Source organism: Hyphomicrobium sp. (assembly GCF_051860585.1).
GTDB lineage: Bacteria > Pseudomonadota > Alphaproteobacteria > Rhizobiales > Hyphomicrobiaceae > Hyphomicrobium_C.
In genome coordinates this window covers 176,671-188,577 of the sequence record NZ_JBHYDS010000003.1, presented here as the reverse complement: position 1 = coordinate 188,577, position 11,907 = coordinate 176,671, and the positions used below count along the sequence as shown (strand labels likewise).

The 11,907-nt window shown below is 64.6% G+C and carries 12 protein-coding genes; 9 read left to right on the top strand and 3 right to left on the bottom strand.

The annotated features are described in order from the left end of the window. The first annotated feature begins 303 nt into the window (after positions 1-303). The 9 genes from ACTIFK_RS06520 to ACTIFK_RS06480 all read left to right on the top strand — a co-directional run bounded on the left by ACTIFK_RS06520 (position 304) and on the right by ACTIFK_RS06480 (position 8,820). Positions 304-861, top strand: a complete 558-nt coding sequence (locus ACTIFK_RS06520; protein WP_439542244.1) for a hypothetical protein — start codon at positions 304-306, stop codon at positions 859-861. A 354-nt stretch (positions 862-1,215) separates the two neighbouring features. Next, positions 1,216-2,601, top strand: a complete 1,386-nt coding sequence (locus tag ACTIFK_RS06515) for a M48 family metalloprotease (protein WP_439542243.1) — start codon at positions 1,216-1,218, stop codon at positions 2,599-2,601. Positions 2,602-2,667: 66 nt separating this feature from the next. Continuing rightward, positions 2,668-3,522: a DsbA family protein gene (locus ACTIFK_RS06510; protein WP_439542242.1), complete on the top strand. Its 855-nt coding sequence runs from the start codon at positions 2,668-2,670 to the stop codon at positions 3,520-3,522. Positions 3,523-3,730: 208 nt separating this feature from the next. Beyond that, a complete protein-coding gene (gene aroQ, locus ACTIFK_RS06505; protein ID WP_439542241.1) occupies positions 3,731-4,174 on the top strand; it encodes a type II 3-dehydroquinate dehydratase in 444 nt (147 codons plus the stop codon). A 53-nt stretch (positions 4,175-4,227) separates the two neighbouring features. Further along, complete coding sequence (gene accB / locus ACTIFK_RS06500) at positions 4,228-4,704, top strand: acetyl-CoA carboxylase biotin carboxyl carrier protein (protein WP_439542452.1); 477 nt, start codon at positions 4,228-4,230, stop codon at positions 4,702-4,704. A gap of 90 nt (positions 4,705-4,794) precedes the next feature. Then, complete coding sequence (accC, locus tag ACTIFK_RS06495) at positions 4,795-6,141, top strand: acetyl-CoA carboxylase biotin carboxylase subunit (protein ID WP_439542240.1); 1,347 nt, start codon at positions 4,795-4,797, stop codon at positions 6,139-6,141. Between the two features lie 172 nt (positions 6,142-6,313). Beyond that, entirely contained in the window at positions 6,314-7,003 is a 690-nt protein-coding gene (gene aat / locus ACTIFK_RS06490) for a leucyl/phenylalanyl-tRNA--protein transferase (protein WP_439542239.1), read from the top strand. 57 nt (positions 7,004-7,060) lie between these two features. Beyond that, positions 7,061-8,011: a class I SAM-dependent methyltransferase gene (locus ACTIFK_RS06485; protein WP_439542238.1), complete on the top strand. Its 951-nt coding sequence runs from the start codon at positions 7,061-7,063 to the stop codon at positions 8,009-8,011. Beyond that, positions 8,008-8,820 carry a TrmH family RNA methyltransferase gene (locus tag ACTIFK_RS06480; protein ID WP_439542237.1) on the top strand — a complete coding sequence of 271 codons (813 nt, stop codon included), beginning with the start codon at positions 8,008-8,010 and terminating at the stop codon, positions 8,818-8,820. Before ACTIFK_RS06485 ends, ACTIFK_RS06480 begins: the two co-directional genes overlap by 4 nt. Positions 8,821-9,101: 281 nt before the next feature. On the opposite strand, the gene ACTIFK_RS06475 is transcribed toward ACTIFK_RS06480, so the two are convergent. The 3 genes from ACTIFK_RS06475 to ACTIFK_RS06465 form a co-directional block, all read right to left on the bottom strand. After that, the gene (locus tag ACTIFK_RS06475; RefSeq protein ID WP_439542236.1) at positions 9,102-9,851 is read right to left on the bottom strand and encodes an SDR family oxidoreductase; all 750 of its coding nucleotides are present in this window, start codon (positions 9,849-9,851) and stop codon (positions 9,102-9,104) included. 9 nt (positions 9,852-9,860) lie between these two features. Beyond that, entirely contained in the window at positions 9,861-10,760 is a 900-nt protein-coding gene (locus ACTIFK_RS06470; protein WP_439542235.1) for a prephenate dehydratase, read from the bottom strand. Positions 10,761-10,858: 98 nt separating this feature from the next. Next, positions 10,859-11,614 carry a 3-deoxy-manno-octulosonate cytidylyltransferase gene (locus ACTIFK_RS06465; RefSeq protein WP_439542234.1) on the bottom strand — a complete coding sequence of 252 codons (756 nt, stop codon included), beginning with the start codon at positions 11,612-11,614 and terminating at the stop codon, positions 10,859-10,861. Positions 11,615-11,907 lie beyond the last annotated feature (293 nt).

Genomic DNA, 11,907 nt, shown 5'->3' with positions numbered 1-11,907 from the left:
TTGACCACGGCCGACTGGTCAGTGCGGGGACGTCATGTCGAGTAACCTTTGGGAACAGCCGAGGACAGAGGCCAATCGTGCCGGTCGTCCGGCAGATGATCCCAATGCGCTCACCATGCCTGCAGCCCAACGGCGAGGCATCATCGACATGATCTTTTGCGTTCCGGGGGGACTACTTCTCACTTCTCCCGATCTACTTTGTTTGGATCCCGGAACTTAGCAACGATCGAATAGGATTAAGAGGAGTTCTCCATGAGCAAGGGGATTTGTGCTGCGTTAGTGTGTCTGGGGCTCGGAGCCACCATGACTGCGCCGGCTCAAGCGGCAATCGACAACGGGCCGATCAGCTCGCTTTACGAACGGGATGGACGCAAGACCGCTCGCAAGGCGACGGCAAGCCACCGTCCGGCTGCGCGCCGCGCGGCTCAGAACGGTTCCTATCGCAACAAGAAGGTTTCCAATCGCGGCTCGTCTGCCGGGCGTGGACGCGCCGGCCGGCTGGCCTCGCGCTCCGTGACCCACCGCGGCGGCGGTGGCGGAGCAAGCGCATCGCGCAGCTGCCTGCAGGCTTCGGCCGCAGCGTTGCTCGCTCGTGTCGAGGCGCAGTTCGGTCCGGTCAACGTGATCTCCACGTGCCGTCCGGGCGCACGTATCGCCGGTAGCGGGAAGCCCTCCAAGCATGGCTTCGGCCTCGCGGTCGATTTCGACGCCGGTTCGCGCAAGGGCGCGATCGTCAACTGGCTGAGGGCAAATCACCACGCCGGCGGCACCATGACCTACGCGGGCATGAGCCACATCCACATCGACATCGGTCCGCACTTCGTGTCGCTTGGCTCAGGCGGCGGACGCCGGCGGGGCTAAATTGCACGAGAGACCGGAACAGGGGGCGCGGGGCGCCCCCTTTTTCGTTGGCCTTTCGTTGACCCACTGCCCCGCGATCCGCTCCCCCCACGACGCCTTCCTTTGGCCGTATTGAAATTACCCACTAAAAGCCGAATGCATCGGTTTGCGTCGCACGGGGCGCAGTGTTTCCGTCGCGCGAAGCGCACTGCGCCAACGGCTGGGTTTTGCGCGCTCAACTCCGTGTCTTAGCGGTCTTGCCTTGATCCACGCCCTATGCCCATTTACCCGGCGTGAAACGGTGTCCGGTACCCGCAGTTACACTTGGGGCGGCTCACGCCGCCGTGCGATCCAACAGTCATGAGCCATTCGAACATGAGAAACGGTTTGCGCGCGATCCTCGGCACAGTGCTCGTGGCGGGAGTCCTGATGGGACTCTTTCCCGCCGCGTCGGCGCGCGCGCAGGGGTTGCCCCTGATCCGCGATACCGAGATCGAGCTGCTGCTGAACGACTACTCGCAGAGTATTTTCCGTGCGGCGGGCCTCGGAACCGGGCGCGTGACGGTTCGTATCGTCAACAACGAGGCGTTCAATGCGTTCGTCATCGACGGGCGCAATGTGTTCATGCACACCGGCACGCTGATGCAGGCCAACACACCCAACGAGGTGATCGGCGTGCTCGCGCACGAGGCGGGACACATCGCCGGTGGCCACATGGCCGCGCTCCGGTCGCGCATCGCGAAGGACCAGACCCGTGCGCTGCTTGTGCAGTTGCTCGGCATCGGCGCCATGATCGGCGGCGCGGTGTCCGGTGGCGACAGCGGGCGCGAAATCGGTAGCGCCGGCCAGGGCGTCATGATGGGTGGCAACGAACTCATCATGCGCGGCCTCACGGCCGAGCGCCGGTCACAGGAATCGGCGGCCGACCAGGCCGGGCTGCAGTATCTCAACGCAACCCAGCAGTCGGGCCGCGGCATGCTCGCCACGTTCGAGCGGTTCGCCGGCCAGGAGCTGTTTTCGGATGCGCACAAGGACGCTTTCGCCCGGACCCATCCCGTGGCGGTGGATCGCTTGGCGCGGTTGCGCCAGCTCGTCGAAACGAGCCCCTACTTCAAAAATACAGACCCGCCTGAACTTCAGTTTCGCCACGACATGATCCGGGCGAAGCTGTCGGGCTACATCGAGCCGCCGTCGGTCGTCTTCAACCGCTATCAAGCCTCGGACACCAGCATTCCGGCGCGCTATGCGCGCTCGATCGCGTCGTTCCGGCAGGGCGGCGGCGGACTGGAAACGGCTCTCGCGGGCATCGACGCGTTGATCCGCGATCGGCCCAACAATCCCTATTTCTGGGAGGTAAAGGGAGACTTCCTGCAGAAGGCCGGCCGCGCGCAGGAGGCCATCGCACCGCTCCGGAAGTCGCTGCAACTTCATAAAGGCGATGCGCCGCTCGTCGGGGTTCAGCTGGCGCAGTCGCTGCTGCAAACCAAGGATCCGCGGGTCGCGGACGAGGCCATCGGACTGCTTCGCAAAGCCGTGCTGAAAGAGCCGGACAATGCCACCGCCTACAACACGCTCGGGCAGGCCTATTACGACAAGGGGCTTATGCCGCAAGCCGAACTCGCGCGTGCGCAGGGCCTCTTCTATGCTGGCTCCTTAAAAATGTCGCAGGAGTTCGCGAAGCGCGCTCAGGCGGGCCTCAAGGCCGGATCACCGGATTGGGTCAAGGCGGACGATATCATCAACTACAAGCCCCAGACCTGATCGGGGCTTGATCGAAATTCATCGGAGCCGGCACGCCGGCTTCGTATCGCACTCATGGAGTTTCAATTGACACAGCTCGACAACGACAAAACACGCCGGCCTCCCGCAATCAGCATTGCTGCGGTCGTCGCCGCGCCGCTGCTCATTCTCGCCGGGCTGTGGTTCGTGCTGACCGGTGACGGCGGCCACGCCGAGCCGGGAGCGCCCGCGCAAGCGGCCGCCGGCACTACGACGACGTTCTCAGCCGATCAGAAGCTCGCGATCGAGGGGATCGTCAAAGACTACCTGATGAAAAATCCGGAGATCCTGCTCGAGGTGCAGACCGCGCTCGAAACCAAGGCGGCCGAGCAGGACGCTGCAAAGACGAAGGCGCTCGTCGCCGAGCACGCCAAGGACATCTATCGCTCGCCGAACGCGCCAGTGGCTGGAAATCCCGACGGCGACATCACCATCGTCGAGTTCTTCGACTACAACTGCGGCTATTGCCGCCGCGGCTTCAGCGAAATCCAGAAGCTGGTCGAGTCCGACAAGACTGTCCGCGTGGTGTTCGCCGAATTCCCAATTCTTGGCGACGACTCGGTCCACGCGTCTCGGGTCGCGCTGGCGGCCCGCAAGCAGGGTAAATACTGGGAGGTGCACAGCGGCATTCTCTCGAGCGGGGGCAAGGTCAACGAGGCCACCGCGCTCAAGGTTGCCGAGAAGGCCGGCCTCGATATGACCAAGCTCAAGGCGGACATGACTTCCCCCGACATCCAGGCCGAGCTCGACCGGGTCAAGGACTTGGCGCAGAAGCTCGCGATCAACGGCACGCCTCACTTTCTCATCGGAGACCGTGCGGTCCAGGGCGCCCCGGAAGACCTTTTCAACGTGCTCGAAGCCCATGTCGCGGACATGCGGAAAGCGGGCTGTAAATACTGCTGATGCAAGCCGGCCGGGTCAGGCTCGTCCCTTGGGGCGGGCCTCCCCGTAACGTTTGGCTTGGCGTCCCTTCGCGGGTGCGGTAAAGCTGCTCAGGACCTTGTCAGGCTTCCCCGGCGCCGGGAGAGCCTACGCTCGCGGATCGTGATTCGCGGGGCAAGGTCGCTCCCGACATCGTCAGCCCCCTCTCGTGTCAGCCCCGCTCGTGTCCATGGCCAAACCGGTATTTATTCTCAACGGCCCGAACCTCAACATGCTCGGCACGCGCGAGCCCGAAATCTATGGCCGCGACACGCTGGATGACGTGCGTGCGCGGGCCCAGGCGCGCGCCGGCCAGCTCGGGCTTTCGATCGATTTCCGGCAGACCAATCACGAGGGCGAGTTGATCGGGTGGATCCAGGACGCACGCGGCGCGGCCTCCGGGATCATCCTCAACGCCGGCTCGCTCACGCACACCTCGATCGGCGTGCTCGATGCCCTGTCGGCGGCCGAGCTGCCCGTGATCGAGGTCCATCTTTCGAACATCTTCCGCCGGGAGAGCTTCCGCCATCATTCCTATGTCTCCGCAGCCGCAAAAGGCGTTATTTGCGGATTCGGTGTTCAGGGCTATGAACTCGCCCTGGATGCGATGGCCGAGCTGGTGGCGGCATCGTGAAACAGAAATCGCAAGGCAACGACAAGAAACCGAAAGGGAAAGGGCTCGAGCGCATGACGGCCAAGCACGACGCCGACAAACCGAGTGGCGAGCAGCAGCTCATTCGCGAGCTTGCACAGCTTCTGAACGATACCGGGCTGTCCGAAATCGAAATCGAGAAGAGCGGGCTGAAGGTCCGGGTGGCCCGTACGGTCACCATTGCGGCCGCCGTGCCGCCGGCTCCGACGCCCTTCGCTCCTTCCGGTCCGGTCGCGGCACCGAGCGGTCCTGCCGCGGCTGCCGATCCGAGCAAGCATCCGGGCGCCGTCAAGTCGCCGATGGTCGGCACGGCCTACCGGTCGCCAGATCCCAAGGCGCCGCCGTTCGTGGAAGTGGGTACGCGCGTGCAGCAGGGCGATACCCTGCTCATCATCGAAGCCATGAAGACCATGAACCAGATTCCGGCACCCCGCTCGGGTACCGTGACGGCTGTTATGGTCGAAAACGGCCAGCCGGTGGAATTCGGCGAGCCTCTCGTGATCATTGAATAAGGGAGATGGGCAGCAGGCAACGGGCAACAGGCAACAGGATCGACATTTCGACCGCTGCCCGCTGCCGTTTGCCCGATGCCCAAACAAAGTATGTTCGATAAGGTTCTGATCGCTAACCGAGGCGAGATCGCGCTGCGCATCCAGCGGGCGTGCAAGGAACTCGGCATTGCCACCGTTGCGGTTCATTCCACCGCCGACGCCGACGCGATGCATGTGAGGCTTGCGGACGAGAGCGTCTGCATCGGGTCCCCTCCCGCCAGCGACAGCTACCTCAATATCCCGAGGCTGCTGGCGGCGTGCGAGATCACGGGCGCGGATGCGGTCCACCCCGGCTACGGTTTCCTGTCGGAGAATGCGCGCTTCGCAGAAATCCTCGAAGAGCATTCGATCACCTTCATCGGCCCGACCTCCGAGCACATCCGGATCATGGGCGACAAGATCACGGCAAAGGAGACCGCCCGGAAGCTCGGCATTCCTTGCGTCCCGGGCTCCGATGGCGAGGTTGCAACCGAAGCCGAGGCGATGAAGGTCGCCAAGGAGATGGGCTTTCCAGTTCTCATCAAGGCGACTGCGGGCGGCGGCGGACGCGGCATGAAGGTCGCCCACACGGCCGCTGACCTCGGGCTCGCGTGGTCGACGGCGCGTCAAGAAGCGAAGGCCGCGTTCGGCAACGATTCCGTCTACCTTGAGAAGTATCTCACCAAGCCCCGCCACATCGAAATCCAGGTGTTCGGCGACGGCCGCGGCAATGCCGTCCATCTCGGCGAGCGCGACTGTTCGCTGCAGCGCCGCCACCAGAAGATCCTCGAGGAAAGCCCGTCGCCTGCGCTCAATGCGGCATCGCGCAAGAAGATCGGCGAGGTCGTCGCCAACGCGATGAAGAAGATCAAGTACCGCGGCGCGGGAACGGTCGAGTTCCTCTTCGAGGACAACGAATTCTATTTCATCGAGATGAATACGCGGCTCCAGGTCGAGCATCCCGTGACCGAGGCAGTGACCGGCATCGATCTCGTGCTGGAGCAGATCCGCGTCGCATCGGGCGCCAACCTCAGTTTCACGCAGGAGGACGTCACGTTCTCCGGTCACGCCATCGAATGCCGCATCAACGCGGAAAACCCGCGGACCTTCCGTCCGTCGCCCGGGCAGATCACCTACTGGCATCCGCCGGGCGGGCTCGGCGTGCGCGTCGACAGCGGCGTTTACCAGGGCTACCGCATCCCGCCGTTCTACGACAGCTTGATCGGCAAGCTGATCGTGCACGGCAAGAACCGCAACGAATGCCTGATGCGGCTGAGGCGTGCGCTCTCCGAATTCGTTATCGACGGCATCGAGACGACCATTCCGCTGTTCAACGAGCTCATTCGACAGCCCGACATCGCGAACGGCCTTTACGACATCCACTGGCTCGAAAAGTACCTCGGCAAGACCAACGTCTAACCTGGGGCAGTTACGCCCGCCCGGTATTGAATTCCGCGTGGGCTGTGCGAACTTGTGATCCGTCTCCCGTGCGGAGGCTGGTTAAGCTCTCGCAAAATCGCGGGGGCGCCGCGTTTCGAGCGATCGGCTCAAGACCGTTACGTTTGGTGCGGCAAGGTGGGAGCTTCCGGTGATGGCGTCGCGCGACGACATCATGATCGAGATTACGCCGCAGGTCCTTCTCAAGGCCTATAGTTGCGGCATCTTTCCCATGGCCGAAAGCGCGGATGATCCGGCGCTCTATTGGATCGAGCCGCAGCATCGCGGGATTCTGCCGCTGACCACAATCCATGTGCCCCGGCGTTTGGCGCGGACGGTGCGCAACGAGACCTATCGCGTGTCCATCGACACGAACTACGACGGGGTGATCGAGGGATGCGCGGCGGAGCGGGCGGGGCGGCGCTCGACATGGATCAATTCGCGCATCCGGCTGCTCTACCAGGAGCTGTTCCGCCTCGGCCATTGCCATACCGTGGAAGTATGGGATGGGGAGCGGCTCGTCGGCGGGCTCTACGGTGTGGCGCTGGGAGGCGCGTTTTTCGGCGAGAGCATGTTCTCGTATGCGCGCGACGCGTCCAAGGTGGCGCTGGTGCATTTGGCCGGGCGGCTGCTGGCAGGCGGGTTCACGCTCCTCGATACGCAGTTCGTTACGGACCACCTGCGCCAGTTCGGAACGGTCGAGGTGGACCGGGATGAATTTCACCGTCAGCTCGATGGCGCGCTCAAGCACGCCGCCGATTTCTTGTTATTGCCGCGGGAGACGCCCGGCGCGGCGATCCTGGACATCGTCGAGCGGGCAAACCACCATCAGCCGGCGCGTTGAGGCGCGTTTCTCTTCAGATTATTCTCCCTTCAGATTTTTTGGGCACGGGACGCGCGCATGGCTTCGAACGCGGACAAGACGGCCGGGACAAGGGCCGCGGAACGGGCGAAACCGTTGCAGCGCATGGCTGGCCTGGAACTCATCCGCACGCCCGGACCATCGGACTACGCGCTGCTTGACAGCGGCGAGGGTCGCAAGCTCGAGCGCTTTGGCGCCGTCGTCGTCGATCGGCCGGAGCCACAGGCGTTGTGGAGCCGCCGCCTCGGTGCCAGCGACTGGGAAAAGGCACATGCCGTTTTCTCAGCCTCCGCCGACGACGACGAAAAGGGCAAGTGGCGTCATGACAAGCGCGTGCCGGAGAGCTGGCCCGTGCGCGTGGGGGATGTGACGGTGAGCTGCCGGCTCCAGGGCCTCTGGCACCTCGGTCTTTTTCCAGAACAGTTTCCGCATTGGACGTGGGCGCTCGACGAGATCCGCCCGATCACGGCGGAGCGTCCGCGCGTGCTCAACCTGTTTGCCTACACGGGTGCGGCCTCGCTGCTGGCGGCAAAGGCCGGCGCGGAGGTCACGCATGTCGATGCGTCCAAGAAGGCCGTGCAGTGGGCGAAGGACAATCAGGCGGATTCGGGTCTCGGAGCCGCGCCCATTCGCTGGATCGTGGACGATGCGGCAAAGTTCGTGGCGCGCGAGGTGCGGCGCGGCAAAACCTATCATGCGATCCTGATCGACCCGCCCAAGTTCGGACGCGGGCCGGACGGCGAAGTGTGGGATCTGTTCGAGGGCTTGCCGTCGCTGTTGCGGAACGCGGTGCAACTGTTGGCGCCGGAGCGGTCGGCGATGGTGCTGACGGTCTATGCGATCCGCGCGTCGGCGCTCGCATTCGAGCAACTGATGGCGGATGTGCTTGCGGATCGGGGCGGGCGGCTGTCAGCCGGTGAGCTGGCGATTGAAGCGCACGGCGGCGGAGCGTCGGTTCCGACGTCGCTCTTCGTGCGGTGGACCTCATGACAAGCCAGTCACCACGCGTCATCACGAGCTTGACGAACGACAGGGTGAAGGCCATCCGGGCGCTCGAGATGCGCAAGGAGCGCAAGGAGACGGGGCTTTTCGTGGTCGAGGGCGCATCGATCCTCGTCACGGCGCGCGAGGCGGGCTTCGAGCCCACCAGCCTCGTCTATCAGGCCGATGGGATCAACAGTCCGACGCCGCGGTCGCTGGTCGGCTGGGCGCTTGAGGCGGGCGCGGATGTGCTCGAAGTGTCGGAAGGCGTGCTTGCCAAGCTTTCGGCCAAGGACAATCCGCAGACGATGCTCGGTGTGTTCAAGCAGCGCTGGGCCAGCCTGCCGGCAACGGCCGGGAAGGACGACTGCTGGCTCGCGCTCGAAGAAGTCCGCGATCCCGGCAACCTCGGGACGATCATCCGCACGGTGGATGCGGTCGGCGCACAGGGCATTATCCTGATCGGCAATTCCTGCGATCCCTACTCGCGCGAGGCCGTGCGGGCGACGATGGGGTCGGTGTTCGCGGTGCCGCTCGTCCGGACGACGCGCGAAGAGTTCCTGGCGTGGCGCGCGAACTGGCGTGGGGACGTGGTCGGCACGCATCTCGAAGCCCGCGAGGATTTCCGCCGCGCGGTCTATCAGGGTCCGGTTCTCCTCATGATGGGCAGCGAAGGGCCGGGGCTTTCCGAGAGCCTGACGCGCTCGTGCTCGCGGCTCGTCAAGATCCCGATGGCGGGGCGGCTGGACAGTCTCAACCTCGCGGTCGCGACGGCACTGACGCTCTACCAGATCCGCGGTGGCGCGCTGAAGATGTGAGCGCTGCCGCTCACCCCACGCCGGATGCATGGCTCCGCCATGACCCTCTCCCCATTGAAGTGCAGACAATGGGGAGAGGGAGCCTAGAGCATTTTCCGATCACACGGCTTCGCGCTAGTCCGCTCAATGAGCATAGCTTGAGGCGTGACTGGGCCCTGACCTTCGTCAGGGTGACGGATTTATTGGTCGCTACGGACCGCTCATTCCCCACGTCATCCTGGCGGAGGCCAGGATCCAGTCACCTAAGTCCTCTTGCCGATTCCGTCAGATCGGAAATTGCTCTAGATGCAGCGGCCGCCGTCGACCTCGATGGCGACGCCGGTCACGAAGTGCGAGGCGGGGTCGGCGAGGAAGAGAGCCGCGTTGGCGATGTCGGACGGCTTCGACATGCGCCCGAGCGGGATGCCGGCCAGGAAGCGCGCCCGGTTCTCGGCCGTGTCCGGGGCGCCCATGAAGTCTTCCAGCATGCCGGTCTCGCCAATGACCGGATTGATGGCGTTGACGCGAATGTTGCGCGGGGCGAGCTCGACCGCCATCGACTTCGTCAGCGTGATGACCGCGCCTTTGCTGCCGTTGTACCAGGTGAGGCCGGGGCGCGGCCGCAGGCCGGCGGTGGACGCCGTGTTGATGATCGAGCCACCGCCTCGCTTCTCCATCTCCGGCACGACGGCCAGCGTGGTGAGGTAGATCGACTTCACGTTGACGGCGTAGATGCGATCGAATTCTTCTTCCGTCACCGTCATGAGCGACTGGTTCTTGTGCGTGGTGCCGGCATTGTTGACCAGGATGTCGATGCCGCCGAACGCGCTCATGGCGGCGCGCATCATCTGCTCGACATGCGATCTGACCGTCACGTCCACGGTGACGGGAACGGCCTGCGAGCCGATGCCCGCCGCAACCTCGGCTGCGCGCGTGGCGTGCACGTCGGCGACGATGACTTTGGCGCCTTCTTCCGCGAACGCCTCAGCGATGCCGCGTCCGAAGCCTGAACCGGCGCCCGTCACGATCGCAACTTTGCCGGCGAGCCTCATGAGCGGTCCTCAGCCGTGGTTGCCGTTCGTGCCGGTGGGAGGCGCCGCGGCCCGGGCCGCCTCCTCGCGGTAGGGGCTCGCCAGATAAGTGCCGAGGATGCGCAGTTCGGTCGAGAAGAACGACAGCTCCTCCAGCGCCAATTGCACGGACCGCTCGGCCGGGTGGCCTTGGATGTCGGCGTGGAACATGGTGGCGTTGAACGTGCCTTCGAGCTGGTAGCTCTCCAGTTTCATCATGTTGACGCCGTTGGTGGCGAATCCGCCGAGCGCCTTGTAGAGCGCGGCCGGCACGTTGCGCACGCGGAACAGGAATGTGGTGATGACGGGGCCGTCCTCGGGCTCGGCGTCGTCGGGGTCCTTGGCGAGCACGATGAAGCGCGTGGTGTTGTGCGCTTCGTCCTCGATGTCGGACCGCAGGATCTCGAGCCCGTAGATCTCAGCCGCGAGCGTGGACGCAATCGCCGCCAGGGCCGGGTCGCGGCTCTCGCTGACGATACGCGCGGAGCCGGCGGTGTCGGCTTCGGGCACGGGCGCGATGCCGAGATCGCGCAGCGTTTTGCGGCACTGGCCGAGCGCCTGCGTGTGGCTCAGCGCCTTTTTGATCGATTTGATGTCGGCGCCCTTGATGGCCATCAGCTGATGGCGCACGCGAAGGAAGTGTTCGCCGACGATGTAGAGGTTGGCGCCCGGCAGCAGGTGATGGATGTCGGCGACGCGGCCCGCGACCGAATTCTCGATCGGGATCATCGCGAAGTGCGTGTCGCCGGTCTTGACCGCCGCAAGCGCGTCCTCGAACGTCGGATAGGCCACGGCCTCCGCATCCGGGAAGGCTTCGGTGCAGGCGAGGTGCGAGTTTGCGCCCGGCTCTCCCTGATATGCGATGCGCGTGGCCGTGGGCGTGGTGGTCATGACGGTGCCGGGGTTCGAGATCACAGGACAGAGGGCGAGCGCGACGCCTGCCGGCCGCGACCGGGCTCATATAGGAACATTGCGCGACGGATGGGCGGTCAGAGCGAACTCGTCCGGCGCGCCTTTCTGATGAATTGGCGGGCCCGTTCGAGGTCGGCGGGAGTATCGACACCGAGGGGAACAGTGTCAACGACGACCACGTCGATGCGCATGCCGTCCTCCAGGGCGCGGAGTTGCTCCAGACGCTCGCGCGTTTCGAGGTACGACGCCTTGAGGGACACGAACCGCTCGAGGGCCGTGCGGCGGTAGGCGTAGAGGCCGATATGGTGAAACAGCGGACCGTCGCCGTGGGGTGCGGTGGCGCGCGTGAAATAGAGCGCGCGCAAACGGTCCGCCTGGGGCAGCGGCGTGCCGACGACCTTTACCACGTTGGGATTGGTGCGTTCGTCCGGGTCGCGAATTTCGGCGGCGAGGGTGCCGATGTCGGGGCCCTTGGTGGCCAGTACGGACGCGCATTCGCGGATGAGACTGGGCTCGATGGTCGGCAGGTCGCCTTGAAGGTTGACGACGATGTCGGCTTCGGCGTCGGGGTCGACCCGGTTCAAGGCCTCGAAAATGCGGTCGGAGCCGGAGACGTGATCAGGCCGGGTCATGAGGGCCTCGCCGCCGGCGGCGCGGACGGCGTGGCAGATCTCCTCCGCGTCGGCTGCAACGACAACACGGCCCATGCCCGCGTCATGAGCGCGGCGCCAGACGTGGACGATCATCGGTTCCCCCTCGATGTCCGCCATCGGCTTGTTGGGCAGGCGGGTCGAGGACATGCGGGCGGGAATGATGATCAGGGTTTTCGTCATACGTTTTCTTCTCTGTCGTAAACGGGAGCCGATGGGACGCGTCTTTGATCCGCCGCTTCCCGGGAGCGTAGAGATATCAATCTGTTGTCTGGCGAAACCCTTGGTTTAGCTACAGGCCCCGTGTTTCGCCGACACTTCTTAGCGGGGCTCTTCTTGTCGGAGCGGGGCGCTTCTTGGCGGGACACTTGTTGGCGGGACACTTGGCCCCATGTATCGGCCGAGCAGATTCACTATTCTCCGAAGGCGTTCCAGCCGGATGTTCGATGCGGTTTTCGCCTGCCAGAGCTGTAGAC